This window comes from Clostridium sp. Cult2 (assembly GCF_021655075.1).
Classification (GTDB): domain Bacteria; phylum Bacillota; class Clostridia; order Tissierellales; family Tepidimicrobiaceae; genus Schnuerera.
The window spans coordinates 1-19,552 of sequence record NZ_PPXX01000006.1; the positions used below are offsets into that span (position 1 = coordinate 1).

The 19,552-nt window shown below is 30.7% G+C and carries 16 protein-coding genes and 1 CRISPR repeat array; of the genes, 2 read left to right on the forward strand and 14 right to left on the reverse strand.

Going from position 1 to position 19,552, the window contains the following annotated elements; genetic code table 11:
* The first annotated feature begins 113 nt into the window (after positions 1 to 113).
* Positions 114 to 3,465: a CRISPR direct-repeat array (repeat unit 30 nt; unit sequence GTTTCAATTCCTTATAGGTAGACTATAAAC).
* 193 nt (positions 3,466 to 3,658) lie between these two features.
* From cas2 to cas6, 8 genes are read right to left on the reverse strand one after another with little or no spacing between them, the layout of a single operon-like run.
* The gene (gene cas2 / locus C3E90_RS00930) at positions 3,659 to 3,922 is read right to left on the reverse strand and encodes a CRISPR-associated endonuclease Cas2 (protein WP_236913673.1); all 264 of its coding nucleotides are present in this window, start codon (positions 3,920 to 3,922) and stop codon (positions 3,659 to 3,661) included.
* A gap of 8 nt (positions 3,923 to 3,930) precedes the next feature.
* The gene (gene cas1b / locus C3E90_RS00935) at positions 3,931 to 4,923 is read right to left on the reverse strand and encodes a type I-B CRISPR-associated endonuclease Cas1b (protein WP_236913712.1); all 993 of its coding nucleotides are present in this window, start codon (positions 4,921 to 4,923) and stop codon (positions 3,931 to 3,933) included.
* A 16-nt stretch (positions 4,924 to 4,939) separates the two neighbouring features.
* Positions 4,940 to 5,440, reverse strand: a complete 501-nt coding sequence (gene cas4 / locus C3E90_RS00940) for a CRISPR-associated protein Cas4 (protein WP_236913674.1) — start codon at positions 5,438 to 5,440, stop codon at positions 4,940 to 4,942.
* Positions 5,441 to 5,450: 10 nt separating this feature from the next.
* Positions 5,451 to 7,763: a CRISPR-associated helicase Cas3' gene (cas3, locus tag C3E90_RS00945; RefSeq protein ID WP_236913675.1), complete on the reverse strand. Its 2,313-nt coding sequence runs from the start codon at positions 7,761 to 7,763 to the stop codon at positions 5,451 to 5,453.
* A gap of 15 nt (positions 7,764 to 7,778) precedes the next feature.
* On the reverse strand, positions 7,779 to 8,501 hold the full coding sequence (cas5b, locus tag C3E90_RS00950; RefSeq protein ID WP_236913676.1) for a type I-B CRISPR-associated protein Cas5b: 723 nt from the start codon (positions 8,499 to 8,501) through the stop codon (positions 7,779 to 7,781).
* 4 nt (positions 8,502 to 8,505) lie between these two features.
* The gene (gene cas7b / locus C3E90_RS00955; RefSeq protein ID WP_236913677.1) at positions 8,506 to 9,381 is read right to left on the reverse strand and encodes a type I-B CRISPR-associated protein Cas7/Csh2; all 876 of its coding nucleotides are present in this window, start codon (positions 9,379 to 9,381) and stop codon (positions 8,506 to 8,508) included.
* Positions 9,371 to 11,305 (reverse strand): TIGR02556 family CRISPR-associated protein, encoded by a 1,935-nt coding sequence (locus tag C3E90_RS00960; protein ID WP_236913678.1) that lies wholly within the window; start codon positions 11,303 to 11,305, stop codon positions 9,371 to 9,373. Before C3E90_RS00960 ends, cas7b begins: the two co-directional genes overlap by 11 nt.
* A 15-nt stretch (positions 11,306 to 11,320) precedes the next feature.
* Positions 11,321 to 12,061, reverse strand: a complete 741-nt coding sequence (cas6, locus tag C3E90_RS00965; protein ID WP_236913679.1) for a CRISPR-associated endoribonuclease Cas6 — start codon at positions 12,059 to 12,061, stop codon at positions 11,321 to 11,323.
* 257 nt (positions 12,062 to 12,318) lie between these two features.
* On the opposite strand from cas6, the gene C3E90_RS00970 reads away from it, so the two are divergent.
* On the forward strand, positions 12,319 to 13,554 hold the full coding sequence (locus C3E90_RS00970; RefSeq protein WP_236913680.1) for an aminopeptidase: 1,236 nt from the start codon (positions 12,319 to 12,321) through the stop codon (positions 13,552 to 13,554).
* Between the two features lie 33 nt (positions 13,555 to 13,587).
* On the opposite strand, the gene C3E90_RS00975 is transcribed toward C3E90_RS00970, so the two are convergent.
* From C3E90_RS00975 to C3E90_RS00995, 5 genes are all read right to left on the reverse strand, one after another.
* The gene (locus tag C3E90_RS00975) at positions 13,588 to 14,079 is read right to left on the reverse strand and encodes an ECF transporter S component (RefSeq protein WP_236913681.1); all 492 of its coding nucleotides are present in this window, start codon (positions 14,077 to 14,079) and stop codon (positions 13,588 to 13,590) included.
* 179 nt (positions 14,080 to 14,258) lie between these two features.
* Positions 14,259 to 15,689, reverse strand: a complete 1,431-nt coding sequence (locus C3E90_RS00980; protein ID WP_336512987.1) for an MATE family efflux transporter — start codon at positions 15,687 to 15,689, stop codon at positions 14,259 to 14,261.
* Positions 15,690 to 15,724: 35 nt separating this feature from the next.
* Positions 15,725 to 16,138, reverse strand: a complete 414-nt coding sequence (locus C3E90_RS00985; protein WP_236913683.1) for a bacteriohemerythrin — start codon at positions 16,136 to 16,138, stop codon at positions 15,725 to 15,727.
* 42 nt (positions 16,139 to 16,180) lie between these two features.
* Complete coding sequence (locus C3E90_RS00990; RefSeq protein WP_236913684.1) at positions 16,181 to 16,507, reverse strand: P-II family nitrogen regulator; 327 nt, start codon at positions 16,505 to 16,507, stop codon at positions 16,181 to 16,183.
* A 12-nt stretch (positions 16,508 to 16,519) separates the two neighbouring features.
* Positions 16,520 to 17,221, reverse strand: a complete 702-nt coding sequence (locus C3E90_RS00995; RefSeq protein ID WP_236913685.1) for a DUF1538 domain-containing protein — start codon at positions 17,219 to 17,221, stop codon at positions 16,520 to 16,522.
* Positions 17,222 to 17,400: 179 nt separating this feature from the next.
* On the opposite strand from C3E90_RS00995, the gene C3E90_RS01000 reads away from it, so the two are divergent.
* Positions 17,401 to 18,084, forward strand: a complete 684-nt coding sequence (locus tag C3E90_RS01000; protein ID WP_236913686.1) for a hydrolase — start codon at positions 17,401 to 17,403, stop codon at positions 18,082 to 18,084.
* Positions 18,085 to 18,114: 30 nt separating this feature from the next.
* Here the strand turns inward: C3E90_RS01000 and C3E90_RS01005 are convergent, their stop codons facing one another.
* Complete coding sequence (locus tag C3E90_RS01005; protein WP_236913687.1) at positions 18,115 to 19,491, reverse strand: alanine/glycine:cation symporter family protein; 1,377 nt, start codon at positions 19,489 to 19,491, stop codon at positions 18,115 to 18,117.
* Between the last annotated feature and the right edge of the window lie 61 nt (positions 19,492 to 19,552).

Sequence of the window (19,552 nt, forward strand, 5' to 3'; positions counted from 1 at the left end):
AACTAAAGAGTGGTTAGAGAAAAGTAATTAATTTTTTTTATTTCAACTGGCCCAGTTTTCGATTAAAATATGGTATAGTTTTCAGTTGACAAATACAACACCTTCTTTATACCGTTTCAATTCCTTATAGGTAGACTATAAACCCCTCAACCCATGTAATCCCATCATCAGAACTTTTAGTTTCAATTCCTTATAGGTAGACTATAAACATATTTTGAAACTGATATTTGACTTTTTACTTTACTGTTTCAATTCCTTATAGGTAGACTATAAACTTAACTGAATTCCTGTTTGGAAAGTTAGATAAAGAGTTTCAATTCCTTATAGGTAGACTATAAACTTACATTGGGATTATGATATAAATTATACTGATGTTAGTTTCAATTCCTTATAGGTAGACTATAAACACTTTGGACGGTCTATATATAATATATAGGTAGCATGTTTCAATTCCTTATAGGTAGACTATAAACTCAGAAGTTATTACTAATGAAGTAGGTTCCATTTTTGTTTCAATTCCTTATAGGTAGACTATAAACGTAATTATCAATTGTTCTTGAAATTCAAACATCTTAGTTTCAATTCCTTATAGGTAGACTATAAACAGGTATTTAGGGAATTAACTCATTATTGTGTAAATTGGTTTCAATTCCTTATAGGTAGACTATAAACAAGATATGGAAATAGAATATATATTATGACAAATTTGTTTCAATTCCTTATAGGTAGACTATAAACTTCCATACAAATGTATTTTTTTTTCTTCTTTTTTTAGTTTCAATTCCTTATAGGTAGACTATAAACGAGTAATCCTCGACAAATTATAGAATATTATTAGGAAGTTTCAATTCCTTATAGGTAGACTATAAACGACATTTTTATTCTCCTTTCTACCTCTACTATTTACAGTTTCAATTCCTTATAGGTAGACTATAAACTTGAAAGGTCTTTTTCTTTTCTTGTCTTATATCTTTGTTTCAATTCCTTATAGGTAGACTATAAACAAAGCAGATTGCAGAGAAGTTCGACAACAGTTTGAAAGTTTCAATTCCTTATAGGTAGACTATAAACAAACAATCACACTCAAATACTTAGATAAACTAAGCGAGTTTCAATTCCTTATAGGTAGACTATAAACGCTCTGCAAGTATAGGAGTCCCAGCAGCTATTTGACCGTTTCAATTCCTTATAGGTAGACTATAAACTTATTGACGTTACCCCATATAATGAAAAATTCAATCAGTTTCAATTCCTTATAGGTAGACTATAAACGTAGAAGAAAAATCTATGGTCAACATGAGAGCAGGAAGTTTCAATTCCTTATAGGTAGACTATAAACTTTATACATATTTGCGTCCCATCATCAAACCTAATAGTTTCAATTCCTTATAGGTAGACTATAAACGTGATTATTTCTTCTGCTTTCCCTTCTTCTAAACCTGGTTTCAATTCCTTATAGGTAGACTATAAACCTCTCTTTCCCTTTTCCATAATTTATAGTTATTACAAGTTTCAATTCCTTATAGGTAGACTATAAACTATATGGCATCAGTGAAGATGCTGTATATGGGAGGAGTTTCAATTCCTTATAGGTAGACTATAAACTATCTATATATTCAACATCTATTAATACTTTATCTTGTTTCAATTCCTTATAGGTAGACTATAAACTAAGGAAGACATAAAAAGGGTAGAAATTTATAAAATAGTTTCAATTCCTTATAGGTAGACTATAAACCTCCATTTAGATTTTACTACGGACCGTCTCTCTTCGTTTCAATTCCTTATAGGTAGACTATAAACTTTTGTCATTTATATCTATATTAATAGACTGGTCTAGTTTCAATTCCTTATAGGTAGACTATAAACCTAATAGCACCTTCTTTTTACGACCTCCACTTAGATATGTTTCAATTCCTTATAGGTAGACTATAAACATATTAATATCTGCTCTTTGTGGAGTTTCGATAAGGTGTTTCAATTCCTTATAGGTAGACTATAAACAATCACCAATTATATCCCTTAGAGCATTTACAGAATCGTTTCAATTCCTTATAGGTAGACTATAAACTACTATAATTATTATAGCATCAGAAAGTATAATGAGTTTCAATTCCTTATAGGTAGACTATAAACTATCAAAGCTTCATAATCCTCCCAATGGTAATATCTGTTTCAATTCCTTATAGGTAGACTATAAACTAGAAAAGGCTCGGCTCTTTAATGGGCTGGGCTTTTTGTTTCAATTCCTTATAGGTAGACTATAAACTTTATTTGTATTGTTGACTTTTCTCAACTTTTAGATGTTTCAATTCCTTATAGGTAGACTATAAACTGGGACAATAATACTTCAAGCTGAAAATGATATATAGTTTCAATTCCTTATAGGTAGACTATAAACGAAAGTTTTACAAGAAATAGAATTACAAGGATTAGAGTTTCAATTCCTTATAGGTAGACTATAAACTTTTCCTCTATAAAAAATTCTAGGGGTTTTGTACCCAGTTTCAATTCCTTATAGGTAGACTATAAACTATTCGACCCCCGTAATTTCTTTATACTGTTCTGCTGGTTTCAATTCCTTATAGGTAGACTATAAACCCGATCTACAATTATTATATTTCCTTTCCTACAATCGTTTCAATTCCTTATAGGTAGACTATAAACTCATTGTTATCAAATCTAGTTCTATCATATATTTTGTGTTTCAATTCCTTATAGGTAGACTATAAACCAAATAAGAAAAAAGGTAGATTTAGTAAGTTTATTGGTTTCAATTCCTTATAGGTAGACTATAAACCTAGTTCTTAATTTCTAAGACTTTATACTCTTATTAGTTTCAATTCCTTATAGGTAGACTATAAACCTAACCTAATGGCCAATTGCTTTTCTTTTTTTATCATGTTTCAATTCCTTATAGGTAGACTATAAACTAATCTGTTTTGACTCCTCCTAAAGTTTCTGTCACAGGTTTCAATTCCTTATAGGTAGACTATAAACGCAATCATAAACTGACTTGGTTTTGCCAAAAACATGGGTTTCAATTCCTTATAGGTAGACTATAAACCCTCTCCAGATTCGCACCACTAAAACCACCATCTATAGTTTCAATTCCTTATAGGTAGACTATAAACAGGATTGATTTAATAGGTTTTGAAGAATGGGAAGAAGGTTTCAATTCCTTATAGGTAGACTATAAACGAAACAAAGTTACTTGTGCATTGATAGGACATAGTTGTTTCAATTCCTTATAGGTAGACTATAAACAATGTTTCTTTACCACTTTCTATCTTCTATATCAAAGTTTCAATTCCTTATAGGTAGACTATAAACAAGACGTTTCAAACGACCTGTTTTTGTTACTTCGCAGTTTCAATTCCTTATAGGTAGACTATAAACCTGATGCATTAGAAAACTATGTAAATGTAGAAAAGGGTTTCAATTCCTTATAGGTAGACTATAAACAACTAGACATATTGATAATACTACATTTTCCTTTTCTTGTCAAACCTAGGAACTATAAGTTATATTGAAAATTTATTTCCTTAAAATCCATGTATCTCTTACCAATACTACATTTGGTAATAAAGGAAAATTGTCGTCGACCTCCAGGGGTTTTTACACTATTGTAGGTCGACGACACAAAAATTATGATAATTTATAAAAATGTATCTTCTCCACCTTTCTTAATCCCAATTATTTCTATAGAAGAGTACCTGGTAGTTCTAAAACTATATATAATTACCGAATCCTTATCTTTGTCGATTATTCCTTTTAACTCTATCTTTAATTTAATTAAATTAGCCTCTGATATTTCCCCTTCGAAAACAGAGTTTTGCACCCAGTATAAATATTTTCTGCATGTTTTAAGAACTTTACCTACACGCTTTTGTTCAATATCATATACTAATATAACAAACATCTCTTCACCTACCAGCGTGATACATAAGGAAAATAATCCTTTTCAGCCATTAGATGTTTCTGCAATTTATATAATTCCATTCGTATTAATCTATTATATGATACATTTCTTCCTAGATCCCTGTGCTTAATAGTGCTTTTTAACTTTTTGTCAAATTCTTCCACAAAAATTTTTCTACCTTTTTCTTTAAGTAAAACTCCTTCCATGTCCTCATCAAAATCTTCAATATTAATCATATTTCTTCCTATTAAAGTAAAAATAACTCGGTCTACTATAATTGGTTTAAATATTTCTGCTACATCTAAATTTAATGTAAATCTTCTAAAGTTAGTGGAATGAAGAAAACCTATCCTTGGATCTAAGTGAGTCTTATATATTTCCGATAATATAAGAACGTAGAGCATTGAGTTACCAAAGCTTATAAGGGCATTGAGGTGATTTTTAGGCGGTCTTCTTGTCCTTTTGTCAAATATAAAATCATCATTATCTATTATCTCATCAAAACTTTGGTAATATATATCACGAATATTTCCTTCTATACCCATTAATTCTGGAGTACTGCTGCATTGCTCAATAGTTTTACTAAAATTCAATATTTGATCTTCTATATCATCTAAACCTTTTCCTCTATTTTTGTAATATCTAACAACATTGAAAATATTTTTGGCACTCCCCTCAACAAATTTCCTTGCTAGTACTAATCTTTTCTCTTCACATAAATAATGTTCAGCTTGTTTTAATATCATATACCCAGAATTTAAATGTTCTCTGGGATAATATGTTCCCACGTAATATCCATAATAATTGAAAAAGTGAATTAATATTTCTTTCTGTGATACATACTCTAAAAATTTTTTACTCACAGTAACTTCGCCAAAAACATATATTTCTTTTAAATCTTCTATTGGTAAATATTTTTTACCCTGTTCCGTTTTAAAATAAAAGGTATTATCTTTTCTTCTTAGTTCTCCATCATTAAAAATGTATACATTTTTTTTGATAGCGTCTACCTCCTTTCTATGCCCAGCAAAACTCCCTATATCCACATTTATTGCAAAAATTTATCTTCTTAGGTTTCTGAGGAAAAGGCTCATAGCAGATTCTCAAAATATCCCTCTCTATCTCTTCTAATTTTTCTATTAATTCGTCATCTAATTTAATTTCTATTCGTTTTCTTTCCTTAGGAAACATCAAAATACCAGTTCCTTCTAAGCCATGCCTTTTAAGTTCTAACAAATAATAACTCAATTGCATCTTTGCACTTTCTAAATACTTCGAACTCTTTTTAACTTCTCCGATCAGTAATCTTCCTTCCCTTTTGTTGAGAATATCTAATTTAACATTCCCTAGAGATAATTCCTTTTTCTCTCTAGAATACGAATTTTCATGTATAAATCTTCCTAAATCTATATTTGGATCATCCTGATCTGGAATTATATTATGGGCCATAAGCCATACTTCCCTTTTACATATAAAATAGTACCAAACTAAAGTCCCATTTATTGTTAAATCATTCAAAAAATCCCCCCTAAAAGATTATACATTCATTATCATCTTCTCTTATGAACCCTGTTTCAAAATTATAAAATTGATCAATACCTTCTCTGGGTAAAAAAATCATTCCACTATCCGAAGTGAATGTCCTAAAATATTTTGCAGGTACAGATATTGTATAATCCTTTATGTTCTTTTGTATATCTAAATATTTTTCCCTTTTTTCCTTATAGTTTTTAATAGATGATAATGCTCTATACTTTTCATAAGTTAACTCTGCCACATCATCATATATGAAGAAAACATCAATATATCCAGGATTGTTTTGAATTAAAGAAAATTTGGCTAAAGGATACTCTCCATCTGAGAAATCAAGCTTTTCAATAGATTCAATATAGTTTCTCGATATCTGCTGAGATTTGTTTTCTTTTATTTTTTTAAAATATTTATTAATTAACTCGTAATAATCTTTTTCATAAATTGTTTCTTCCTTTTTAAGTAAACTCCTAGTAATATCCATTAAGGTGTGGCCATATACATAGCTTCCATAAGATCTTCCTGTATCATCAATAATAGAATATACATATACCTCTCCTATTTCGTTCTTGTTATTTCTATTACATCTACCTGCACACTGAATAATAGAATCAATAGGCCCCATATCTCTAACTACTACATCAAAATCTAAATCTACACCTGCTTCAACTACTTGTGTAGATACTAGAATTATCTTATCTCCTTCAAACAACCTATCTTTTATTTCTTCAATTCGTTGTCGGCGATGTATAGGTAAAATATTAGTTGATAAATAATACACATCTCTATCTAAAGTTTTTAGCTCTTCATAGATCTTTAAGGACTGTTTGATAGTATTACAAACAATCATATATGACTTTTCTTCTAATTCATCGGTAAAATCATCTATGAATTCGTTTAAAGTCTTATACTCTACATTGGGCATAAGCTTAGTTCTATTAAATTGTTCAAAATATAAATTATTGTTTTCTAATAATTCTATAGCCTCTGTTAAAATTATTGGTTTTGTAGCTGTCATAACAATTATTCTCACATCTAAATATTCACAAGCTTTTTTCAATATATAATCTACTAATTCAAAATATTTTATATCTATGGCTTGAACTTCATCTAATATAATAATTGAACTTCTAATTGAGCTAAATTTTTTAAGCATCCTATTTCTTGAACCTACTAGAGTCTCTAAGAGCTGAACAAAAGTCGTAATTATAACGCCACTAGACCAATTTTCAATTAGAAGTTCAGCCTCTGTTTTGGAATAATCCCTATACTCACTTTCATACTCTACTGTAGAAAGATTATGGTGTTTAATTATATAGCTACTAAAATTTTTTTGAAAATCTTCTATAATGTTAAATAATCCATATATTGCATCATAATTTTGTTCAATTATAGATGTAAATGGTAGTGAATATATAATTTTTCTATCTCCACCAATCAGCTTCTTAAGTTTTAATGCTGCAAAAAAGCCAGTCATAGTCTTCCCTGTACCTGTTGGAGCTGTTATTGAAAATATTTTCCCGTTCTTATACTCTTTTTCAATAGTATCTATTACATTTGTAAATATTTCTGTTCTCATACTATCTATTAAATTCCTAGGTTTGCCAAACTTATCTATCCTCGCCTTTTCCATTTCTTCAAATTCAACATACTTTTCTCCAAATATGGGAGTATTAGAAGCACTAATTTTATCTGCAGAAATAAGGAATGAATATAATAATTGATGTATAAAATAGTTTTTTTCAGATTTTAAATTTCGCTTTGACAATAATTCTAACCTTTTGAGTTTCCCCAATGTATCTTCTATTACATTTTGTTTGCCTATAAACTCTTCAAATTCCAATGAAATATTTAAATAATTCATATCCTCCTTTATTGATTTTATATTATTTCTTATATCTTGGATTTGGATATACCCTATATCAACTTTTTCAAATATTTTTGGGGGTAAATTATTTATCGATATATTTTTAAAACTATTGGGCAAATTTGACGATGGGTTTTCTAAGTTTCCATGATGATGAATTATTGTATTATATACGATTAAGGGAAGAATGCTCTCTTCCCCTAATCGTAGTAGGCTTAAATAAGCACCAAATATAGCAGAAATAAAACCGTGATTTGATAGGCTGGATTTTTCATTATCTTTTAGATACCTTTGAAAAAATGAAGTATATTTGCCAAAATCATGACATAGAGCAATCATCTCATAGGCCTTTTTATACTCAAATGGCACTTGGTGTATTGAATAGTCTCTAACTTCAACTAAATGTTGTACCAGGGGCTTTCCTGGATGTGAATCAAAGTTCATATTATCACCTGCATTTTATAAAAACATAATATTTTCACCATTAGAAAGACGACAAAACCCTCCTTCTATTATAACGTTTAATGACCTTCCCTCTTGTTCATAAATATAAGAACAAACTTCTTTAATAGTTCTTCCAACACTAAAATCCCTTGTCATTCTCTCCTTAATGAGAGAGCCATCCATGCTTTCTATGTTTATTTTACTAATTCTTGATGTATCAATTACTGTAGTAATATTTTTATATTCTGAACTAATTGCCCATTCCCATTCATATTCATCTATATATTCTATATAACAACTAAAAGGTGCACACCCAAAATATAATGGAAAAACCGGTCTATTATTTTTTGTCCTTTTTTTAATTTCATCCTGTATCGCATCATCTATATGATAGAGAAAAATTCTATATCTTAAATTTCTATCTCCAGTTAAAATTTCAAAGGGAATTTGAGTATGTTCCGTTGGAGAGTTTAGTTTGCCCGGACTATCTGCCTTCATGTAGTTTAAAGATTGCATTATTTTTCTCGTTGCTCCTATTTTCTTTACAGCTATATTAAGTTTGTCCGCGCCTAAAAGTTCATAATAACTATCTCTTTCATAACCTAGTAGCGCAGCTATCATCCCTTCAATGGTAGTCCTTGGTGGTACAGAATAAGTTAGGGATGATGAATTTGTATAAAACTTTCTGAAATGTGCAAATTTGCCGTATATATCAAAAGCTATAATCTTCACTCTCATCACCCTACTCTACCTGTTTTAATGAAAAATTACTAAAAGCCTCCTCAAAGTTTACCTTATCTCCGTTTAAAGTTAAACGTAAATTTCCATCTTCAAAATAATAGATATTCTTTATCTTATTTTTGTTGTTTTCTAGCAGCTCAACAAGATTGTCTATTTCTAGTAGGCATTCATTTATATCCCTAATATTAGCTACTTCTCCTTTTAAGTTAATATAGTCCCTATAATCGCCTAATATAGTTTCATTATCTACATATTCTACTCTCATATATAATCTTGGATATTGACCTATTTTGCTCCTTGTAGCTAGATTAGGAATAGCATGTACCATAGATTTATCTAATAGAGCTAGGTCCTCCTCACTTAATCGAGTTTTGATTGCTCTATTCCCACTTACTACTCCAGAAAATGCAATCAAAGAATATTTAACCCTATAGTCCTTACCTATTGTACCTTGATCTGTTTTTTCTCTAGATGCGAAATGAGACGTTATGCTGGCTTCTAAAAGTTCAACCTTATTCAATGAATATCCCCAGTTAAATTGCACTGGCCCTATAAATGTCTTATTATCGCCCTTCACTGTCATTGTAGCGCCAAACATCCTTACATCTGTTAAATTCTCTAATATCCAATCCTCCGAGGAATCTTTTAAATCCTTTATTCTTCTATCAGCTGTTACAGGTTTGTCATCAACCCTTCTAACAAAAATATCATGACCCTGCATAGCTAGATAATCCCTGATATATCTTTTCAATCTTAAGTCTGTAACTAAATTAATTTCCCTTTCATAGTCCATCCTAGGACGATTTTCTTCATCTGGATCCCCATTAGGATTTGTCAGCTTAGCATCATACAAGTATAATATTTCATTATTTGTCATTTGAACCATCCTCCTTTAACATTGGTAATGTAGTAGCATAGGAATAACCGGATAACAAATAAAACAAGCTTTCATCTTTATTTAAGTTCCAACTATCAATATTTGAATCTAAAAGCCTTTTCATTTCAAAAAATGTAACTTCATTGAAACTACGGATTTTTTCTTGATTTAATTTATTGAATACATCGTTGACCAATCTTTTTATCTTTGATTTGTCTATACCATTAAAGTTGATCTTGTTTAATATTGGTTTATTGCCTTCTCCTCCAGGTCTTTTGTATTGTTTATTTCCTATTTCGCCAATCAAATAGCCTAGTAAAAACATAGCCGTTTCCTGTTCGCCGTAGCCAACTTTTTCAATATATTTCTTTATATGATCTTTAACATTCAATGATGACACATCCAAACTCTTTCCCTCCTTTAGACAACCTAAATATTCAAGAAACTTAATATACATATTTGCCCTCATTATAAAAAATTCTAATCTTTCTTTATCAGGATTGATATTATAGGATTGTTTTTCAAATCTAATTATCTTTACGCATTGATTCAAATTATTAATTAGATGATTTTTGTTAAGATTTTTTCCCGTTAATACTGCATCATATGTTTCTAAAACATCTCTATATTTTGTAGCTTCTCCCTTGCTTTGTCTCACTGGGTTCATGTAATAAACCGTAGATAGTGTAATAGACCCACTAAACTTATGTCCTAAGATACTAGTAAAATCAGCCATAGCATTATTTGATGCTAGCCTTATCTTCTCGAATATAGATGGGTTTACATCCTTGACTAATCTTTGGATTTTAGTAGCTTGTTGGCTACTTTTAAAAAATATAAAGTTTAATAGAAAATAACTATCTTCGTTCCTTAATTCTAAAGAACCTGCTATTTCATTTCTAAACTTTTCTATTCCCTCTGCTGATTTAACAGTATTAAAAGAGTTCATAATTTCCTTTGCTGCTATATTTAATTCCTCTTCATCTAATGGTTCCCCATATATAAACTGTGGAATAATATAAACATCAAAGGTTGCAAGTTTTGTTCTCATATTATTTAAAATATAGTTTTCTCCTGCAAGATATTTAAACATGCAATCGGCGCACATTTGCATATTTTTATTATAATTTTTCTTATCAACATTGCTGGCAAATATTACTTGATTTGTTGTATAATATTTTATTTTCATTTTAGTCATATCTGAGGAGACATTTTCGTTAGTTCCACAAATATTACAGATTCCTCTATTTTTTGATTTTGACTTTTTTGTTTTGGATTTTTTTGCTTCAACTACCATGTTTTCATATTTTTTAATGTTGGCTAAGGGTTCTTCATTGACAAATATAGTATAAAGACCTATATCTCTAGGACTAATATTCATCTTCTCATTAAGGTAATTTTCAAACTCATTCTTAATTTTATCCAATAATTTTTTGCCTAAGTCTTTTTCGTTTTCCACATCATCTTTAATCTTCTGCAATAATTCGTCCATTGTTGTATCAATAATTCCTAATTTATTCAGATCTATAGCGTATCTATACTTAGGTCTCAATTTCTCTCCAAAATCTACATAAAAATTCTCAAAAATTTGCTTTATTTTTAAATTTAAGTCTTTACCAAAGTCAATATTAGTTAAATTATAAAAAGTTTCTGTAAGATGGTAATTACTAGATGTACTAGATGCATACCACTGGGGAGAATTAGGTCCATCTGCAGAACCAACATATCTATACTTTTCAGCTGTTCTATTGTCCATCTCTTCACTTACGTCTATTTCCATACTCCCATTATTTGTATCAAATTTAAATTTTAGAACATTTAGCTGCTTATTTCTTCTTTCAGGTTGTAATTCAAGAATAAAATTTGAGATTAAATCATCGGATTTTAGTAATGCATCCCCTGCTTGTATTACTCCCTCTAACATCTTCTCACCCCCCTCTTAAATTATTTTTACACATCCCAAACCTTGACTGTTTTTACTTCCTATCCCTGCTTCCACCCCCATTTGCAATAAGGGAATAGGTCCCTTCATACGAAACTTTCCCATATAGCCTTTTATTATAAAACCTTTGTACTTAAGAATGGATAGCTTAGCATACCCTATAGGTTGTATGCTTACATCTTCATCTGGTGCATCTTTTAGATAAAAAGCCTTATATTTATTTTTTAGATTATTACTTATTATTTCAGAAAATTCTCTTTCCTCAGGGCTAAAGTAATATGTAAACCTTTTTCCATCCTTTCTTAATAAAGTGCTATAAGTAGTTATAGGGGACAAAGTTTCGATTATTATCTCATCTTTATTCACAGTTTCCCTTTCAACTGCCAACTCTTTTGCTTCTAACCTATTATTTCCAAGTCTAATGGTTTTAGCAGATAATAAACTGTTTCCTATTGAATTACTAAACTCACTATAAGATGAAGAAATAATTAATTTCACAGGGCCATTAAATTTTATTTGTTCTCTTTGTTTATCCAAATTAAATCTACCTAGTAATCTTGAAAATGTAAACAACTTATAGGTTCTCTTTTCTTTCCGAAACCCTTCTTCGTGTAAAAATTCTGCTACTTCTTCATCCAATTGGCTGTATATCATTGCTTGGATCATATGGTTATAATGAATAGGTAGTACGATTTCATCCTTTTTATCTATGGATTGGAAAGTTACAGTTTCCTTCATCAAATTACCTCCAATTTAAACCTTTTAATAATAGCAGATTAATGTTAATTCAACTTCTATCTGTAATAATAATACTTTATACTAATATTAATTCTACATAATTTCCATTAACCCTTCTTTTTCCCATAATTTATGTAAAATTTATCAAATTATTATACAATAATCGTCTAATACTTAGTTAATATCTGTAAATTTTATTTACATCTATTAACAAATCATATAAACTATAAATAATACACATATTGGAAGGTGATAATATGAAAAACTTTAATGAAACATTAGAACAATATGCAAGGCTTTGCGTGGAAGTAGGTATTAATCTTCAAAAGGGGCAACCATTGGTAATTAACGCTCCCGTTGAAGGAGCTGAATTTGTTCGACTAGTAGCTAAACATGCCTATGAAATTGGAGCTAAACAAGTCCATGTTAACTGGAATGATGAAGCTCTAACTAAGATGAAATATGAAAATGCCCCTATGGAAGTGTTTGAAAACTTTCCTAAATGGTATGCCAATGGTTTAGAAGAATTTGCAGAAGATGGAGCAGGTTTTTTGTCCATATATTCAGAAGACCCAGAATTACTTAAAGAAATAGATTCTAAAAAAATTGCTGCTCACAATAAATCTTCCTCTATGGCTTTAAAGGGATTTATGAAATATACAATGAACGATATAAATTCTTGGTGTGTAGTTTCTATTCCAACTAAAGGCTGGGCCAAAAAGGTTTTCCCTGATGTTACAGAAGAAGAAGCTATGGAAAAACTTTGGGAAGCAATATTTAAAGCTACTCGTATGGATTTGGAAGACCCAGTTAAAGCTTGGGAAGACCATCTTAAAAATCTTGAAGCTAAGGTTAAGTTTTTAAACGAAAAGAAGTTTGAAAAACTATATTACAAATCTTGCAATGGTACAGATTTAGAAGTTCAACTACCAGAAGGCCATATATGGGCTGGTGGAGGAGGCAAAAACTCAAAAGGAGTTTTCTTTGTAGCTAATATGCCAACGGAAGAAGTCTTTACAATGCCATTGAAAACTGGTGTTAATGGAGTAGTCCATAGTACAAAACCATTGAACTATGGTGGAAATTTAATCGATAATTTCAAATTAACTTTTAAAGATGGAAAAGTAGTGGATTTTGAAGCTGAGAAAGGCTACGAAATTTTAAAGGACCTATTTGCTTTAGATGAAGGTGCTCAACACTTAGGGGAAGTAGCTTTGGTACCTTATAATTCTCCAATATCCCAATCTAATACTATATTCTTGAATACATTGTTTGATGAAAATGCTTCTTGTCATTTTGCCTTAGGTAAGGCTTATCCAACTAATCTCAAAGGTGGAGAAAATATGACTGATGAAGAGTTAGAAAAGGCAGGAGTTAACGATTCTTTGACTCATGTGGATTTTATGGTTGGTTCAAAGGATTTAAATATTGTTGGAGAAACTAAAGATGGAGAAAAGGTTCAAATATTTGAAAATGGTAACTGGGCTTTTTAAATAATAAAAGTAGCGGAAATTCACCGCTACTTTTTAATTAAATGCATTAGTTCTTTTTAATGCTGTATATAGTACTACAGAGGTTATTGCTCCTAACAATCCTTGCATAATATTTCCTGGAATAGAGGCTATAGCTCCTTTACCATACATAAATATCTCTGGGATAAAATATCCAAAAGCCATAAATATTCCCCCTATTGATGTAGCAATTATTGGTTTTTCTTTTCCTACCTTTGTTTCCAATAAGCTTCCTGCTATATATCCTTCTAATCCTTTCACTATAAATGTAATAGGTGCATAATGAGTATATCCTAGCAATAAATCCGCCATAGCTGAACCAAATCCGCCTACAATAAATCCACCCTTCTTACCTAAAGTTAGAGCTGCTAAAAACACAACCATATCCCCTAAATTTAAATACCCTTCTGTGCCAACAGTAGGTATATGGATAACCATGGTCATTATAGTTGTTAAAGCTATGAGTACTGCATATCTTACTAATAATTTCAAATTATTCTTTTCCATAATATAGACCCCCCTTATAAACTAGATTATGTATGGATACAGTTATGCTTATTTGCCTAAGTGTATCTATTTATATAATAACACTTAAATCACACTTATTCAATACTTTTTATATTTTTGTAAAAAATAATCCAGACCTAGAAGTCACCTATTGACATTTTCTAGTCTGGATAATGTTTTTACATAGTTTCATAATGTAATTGCTTTTTTAAACGTTTTTGTTTATTTTCCTCTACCTTAACATCTAAATTCCCAAATGCTTTCTTCATTAAAAATATTGAAGATACACTTGATATTAAATCTGCTATAGGATAGGACAACCAAACTCCTAATGCACCTAAATCAAGTATTTTAACTAATATTAAAGATACAGGTAACATTACTATTATCTGTCTAAATATAGATACTAAAAATGATGTTTTAGCTCTTCCTAAGGATTGATAATAATATATGGTTACATAATAAATGCTTAGTAATGGAAATACTGTTACCATGACCCTAAAAGCCTTAGCGGATTCCACAACTAAGTAGGGTTCTTTTACAAATAATGAAATTATCGCTTTAGAAAAAGTTATGGCAATTAGCCATAAAACCGTTGAAGTAATTAAGGCAAAAATCATAGTTTCTTTAACCACTTTTTTTAATCTTTTATAGCTTTTAGCCCCTAAATTATAGGCTGCTATAGGTTGCATGGCTGAACTGATGCCCAGCATAGTAATAAACATAAACATGGACACTTTTGATATAACCCCTAGTATAATTACTCCTGTATCTCCTACATGGTTTAGTAATAGATTGTTGAGTATAGCAAGGAGTATACCGTCTTCTGCTTCTACAATAAAAGCTGAAAAACCTACTCCTATTATTCCTAGGCCTATTTCTTTTTTCAATTGAAATCCTAGGGATAAGTTAAAAGTATCTTTTATCTTCTTAAATTTGCATGCAGAATATAAAAATGCTATAAATTGTGAAACTACAGTTGCAATTGCTGCTCCTTTCACTCCATAGGATAAGCCTACAACCAAAATATAATCAATAATAATATTTAGTGTAGCTCCTAAGGTTGTACTTATTAATGTTACCTTCCTATTTCCTAAGGACATCATTATATAGTTCATTACAGTAGTCAAACATATAAATAAACTACCAAATATAATAATAGATAGGTAATCATGAGCATAAGGTAATATATTTTCACTAGCTCCTAACATGGTCAATATATTATCCCTAAATAAATATGTGAAAACCATTAAAGGTATTATTATTACAAAAGCTAATGTTATACCATTTTTTATAACATTAATAATAGCCTTTTTATTCTTTTCTCCATTTTTTCTAGCTACAGAAGTGGACGAACCTATAGCTAACATCATACTAATAGCTGCTACTATCCTTTGAATGGGAAAAACTACTACTAAAGCCCCTATTCCATTACCTCCAATAACCCTACCTACAAATATGGTATCCACCATATTATATAACTCTGCCACTAACAGGGAGATTATAGCTGGTATTGAAAACTTTAATAAAACTTTTCCTACTTTCCCTTCTGCAAATAATTTATCATTTACCCCATAAAAAAACCTCCTGTATATTATGTCACATATAATATGTTAACATATAGGGAGGTTTTTTTCATCATAGATTAATATATTCCCTTATTATTTAGAAATTCCTTATATTCCATATCCGTTTTTAATATATGATTCTCTATCCAGTTTGCAACAAATATGATTAAATCCATTCCTATTTTCTTCTGCCTTTCGTCTATTTCTTCTTCATCTATGGATTTTACTTTCGAAATAAAGGAATCATGTTGTCTTTTATGTTGCTGAAGTTTAGGGTATCCATTATCTTTCATCATTTTTTCTTCAAAGCTAAAATGGTAAACTGCATAATCCATCAATTTGTGTCGGCCTTCAAGTATTTCATCATATCTATCTATGCCATCTTTAATAGAAACAATTTCATAAAGGTAATTACCTATTCTGAATAACTCTTTATGTTGTTCATCTATATCATTTATATTCACGCTAAAATCTTCTTTCCATTTAAACATATATCTCATCCTTTCAAGAATCTATCTTAGCTAAGCTTTTCTCTATTTTTCAAACTCTCTTCTATGATGCAACCCAACTAAGTTATATACAGGTAAAGTAAATATAATACCTGTTCCAGGTTCTTTAAGCCTTCCCGCTTCAATTATTGTATCATATATAGGTTTATATTTGTCTTCTTCACTTAATACGATAATAATCTCCTTTGAAGCTTCAATATGTATATTTAAGAATTTCATTACTTCACTTTCTCCTGTACCTCTTCCATATATAATGGTAGCTCCTTTAGCCCCTGATTTTTTTGCTTTATCAACTATCTTGTCTGCTTTTCCTCTTTCAACAATAGCAACTATACATTTAACTTCATCCATAAATATCCCTCCCTATATCTTAGTTAATATACCCAATGTTAATACCGAAATCATTGCCCCTATGGAAGTAAGTCCAACAATTCCAAATCCAGATAAAAGTGGGTCTGCACTTTCAACTATTTTAGCAAGCCCTATTGCCAAGGCCATATTAAGGGGTATATTTACAGGTCCAGTAGTTGCACTAGCTGAATCCATGGCAATAGATACGAATTCTTCTGGTGCAAAAAAGGACAGTCCAATTATTAATCCAAGTAGGGGTATAATAATCTTCATATAGGATATTCCATTTAATATCTTATATATACCAATTCCCATTCCAGTTCCAAATCCAATGGCAACAGCGTGTATCAATACTCTATGAGGTATTGCTCCTATAGATATTTCTTCTACTTCTAAAGCTAAAGCCTTCAAAGCTGGTTCTACTAAAGTCCCAAAATATCCTATAATAAAGGCCACAATTACTATAAGCCATTTTTTTTCTAAAACCACCAGATTACTACCTACTGAATCTCCTAAAGGAAAAAGGCTCATAGAAACCCCTTTTAGAAAAAAGTGTAATCCAAGTACACTAAGTAAAAATCCAATACCAAATTCCTTAACATTTTCAATTGGTTTTTTCAATATTATTAGCTGAAAAAACATAAGAATAGCCGTCAATGGTAAAATACTTCTTAAAGTTTCCCATAGGGCATTTAGTATTTCTAATCCTCGCATATATTAAGCCCCCTTTGATGTTATATATAATAATATCATTATACTATAGTTATACTACTTATTAAAGGTTTCGAAGTATTTGTTTTTATTTAACTTATATTTGATTTGTTTCCATATTTCCAGGGTATAAATATACGATTAAATATTTCTCTAGTTTCTTATGAATAGGAGGTTAAAAAATGGAAAAAGAAAAATACATTCCTGAGGTAAAGTCCCAACTAAGGTCTAGAATCATAGAAGTTCCGTCTGTAATATATAAAGCTAGTGGTATCAAAATATTGGGTACTAGAATTAAATCTTTATTGTTTTCTACCGATGTAGCTATAATTAAAAATACAAATGCCAATTCCATAATTGCTGTTTATCCCTTTACTCCACAGCTTTCTATTACTCAAGCCATTTTAGAGGTTGCTCCTGTTCCAGTTTTTGCAGGAGTGGGGGGTGGCCTTACTACAGGTAAAAGATCTGTAGATATTGCCCTTCAAGCAGAACTAATGGGGGCTTATGGAGTAGTAATTAATGCCCCTACAGCCCCTGAAGTTATCAGTAAAATGTACAATAGAATTGATATTCCTATTATTGCAACAGTTGTAACGGAATACGATGACTATAAAGCAAAATTAGATGCTGGTGCTCGGATTTTGAATATATCTGGTGGTGCTAAAACTGCCCAGATAGTTAAAAAAATTCGTGATGAATATGGTAAAGAACTGCCTATTATTGCTACAGGAGGCCCAACTGATAATAGTATCCTAGCAACAATAGAAGCTGGCGCTAATTCAATTACCTATACTCCTCCTTGTACTGCGGATATATTTGCTGAGGTTATGAGCAAATATCGAAAAGATAAAGAACAAAAATAAAGCCCTAGGGCTTTATTTTTGTTTAGATTATTATTCTTTTTCAGTTACATAACCCAATTCTTCAATATATTTTGTTCCAAAGAAATCTCTAGTAAGCTTAATAACTACTCCACTTAATCCTAAAATACCTATTAAGTTTGGAATAGCCATTAAACCATTTAATGTATCTGCAATCTCCCAAAGGGTTTCAAGTCCACCTACTGCACCTATAACAATAAAAGGGATCCATATGATTCTATAGGGAGTAATGACTTTAGGTCCAAGTATGAACTCTGCAGAACGCTCTCCATAGTAAGACCAGCTTAATAAGGTAGAAAAAGCAAATAATAATATTCCAATTGAAACGATATAGCCTCCAATTGTTGGGATAGATGTGTTAAATGCCATTGTAGTAAGTGCTGCCCCCGTTTCACCAGTATTCCATACACCAGTTACTATAATTGCCAATGCTGTTATGGTACAGATAATTAAAGTATCCATAAACACTTCAAAAACTCCCCATAATCCTTGACGTACAGGATGATCTGTAGTTGCTGCTGCATGGGCTATTGGAGCACTACCAAGACCTGCTTCGTTGGAAAATACTCCGCGAGCTACACCCATTCTAGCAGCTAAAGCCATTGTAGAGCCTACAAATCCTCCTACTGCAGCAGAACCTGAAAAAGCACTTCTAAATATTAATCCAAAAGCTGCTGGAATACTTGATATATTTATAATCAATATTACTATTCCACCTAAAATATAAAATCCAGCCATAAATGGAACTAACATTTCAGTTACAGTAGCAATTCTTTTAAGTCCACCAAACATAACCAAAGCAGCCAATACTGCTAAAACAATACCTGTAATCCATTTATTAACTCCAAAAGTCACCTCAAGAGAAGCTGCAACGGAGTTAGATTGAACCATATTTCCTATACCAAAGGCTGCCATAGCTGCAAATATTGCAAAAATATAGGCTAACCAATTTGCATTAAGACCATTGGCAATATAATACATTGGCCCACCGACAAATCTTCCATCTTCTGTTCTCTCCCTATACTCTATACTAAGAACAACCTCAGCAAATTTTGTTGCCATTCCAAATAGAGCGGAAAGCCACATCCAAAATATTGCTCCCGGGCCCCCTATAGCTATTGCTGTAGCAACTCCAGCAATATTTCCTGTACCTACTGTAGCAGCTAAAGCAGTTGCAACAGCTTGAAAAGCTGTAATTTCTCCCTCTCCAGTAGTTTCTTTATCAAACATCTTCAATAATGTGTTTTTTAAAATATAGCCAAGTTTTGTTAAAGACATAAAATTAGTCCGAACAGTTAAGTAAACTCCAGTTCCTACTAATAAGATTAACATTATAGGACCCCAAACAAAGTTATTAACAATGTCATTGAGTCTAATAAAAAAGCCCATACATATACCTCCTTAATATTTTTATTAGAAGTATATAATATGAACTTCAAGAAACTACAAA

Excerpts from the sequence above, each read along its gene's own strand:
- cas2 (WP_236913673.1), bottom strand. The coding sequence starts at position 3,922 with ATGTTTGTTATATTAGTATATGATATTGAACAAAAGCGTGTAGGTAAA.
- cas3 (WP_236913675.1), bottom strand. The coding sequence starts at position 7,763 with ATGAACTTTGATTCACATCCAGGAAAGCCCCTGGTACAACATTTAGTT.
- cas5b (WP_236913676.1), bottom strand. The coding sequence starts at position 8,501 with ATGAGAGTGAAGATTATAGCTTTTGATATATACGGCAAATTTGCACAT.
- cas7b (WP_236913677.1), bottom strand. The coding sequence starts at position 9,381 with ATGACAAATAATGAAATATTATACTTGTATGATGCTAAGCTGACAAAT.
- C3E90_RS00960 (WP_236913678.1), bottom strand. The coding sequence starts at position 11,305 with ATGTTAGAGGGAGTAATACAAGCAGGGGATGCATTACTAAAATCCGAT.
- cas6 (WP_236913679.1), bottom strand. The coding sequence starts at position 12,061 with ATGAAGGAAACTGTAACTTTCCAATCCATAGATAAAAAGGATGAAATC.
- C3E90_RS00970 (WP_236913680.1), top strand. The coding sequence starts at position 12,319 with ATGAAAAACTTTAATGAAACATTAGAACAATATGCAAGGCTTTGCGTG.
- C3E90_RS00975 (WP_236913681.1), bottom strand. The coding sequence starts at position 14,079 with ATGGAAAAGAATAATTTGAAATTATTAGTAAGATATGCAGTACTCATA.
- C3E90_RS00985 (WP_236913683.1), bottom strand. The coding sequence starts at position 16,138 with ATGTTTAAATGGAAAGAAGATTTTAGCGTGAATATAAATGATATAGAT.
- C3E90_RS00990 (WP_236913684.1), bottom strand. The coding sequence starts at position 16,507 with ATGGATGAAGTTAAATGTATAGTTGCTATTGTTGAAAGAGGAAAAGCA.
- C3E90_RS00995 (WP_236913685.1), bottom strand. The coding sequence starts at position 17,221 with ATGCGAGGATTAGAAATACTAAATGCCCTATGGGAAACTTTAAGAAGT.
- C3E90_RS01000 (WP_236913686.1), top strand. The coding sequence starts at position 17,401 with ATGGAAAAAGAAAAATACATTCCTGAGGTAAAGTCCCAACTAAGGTCT.
- C3E90_RS01005 (WP_236913687.1), bottom strand. The coding sequence starts at position 19,491 with ATGGGCTTTTTTATTAGACTCAATGACATTGTTAATAACTTTGTTTGG.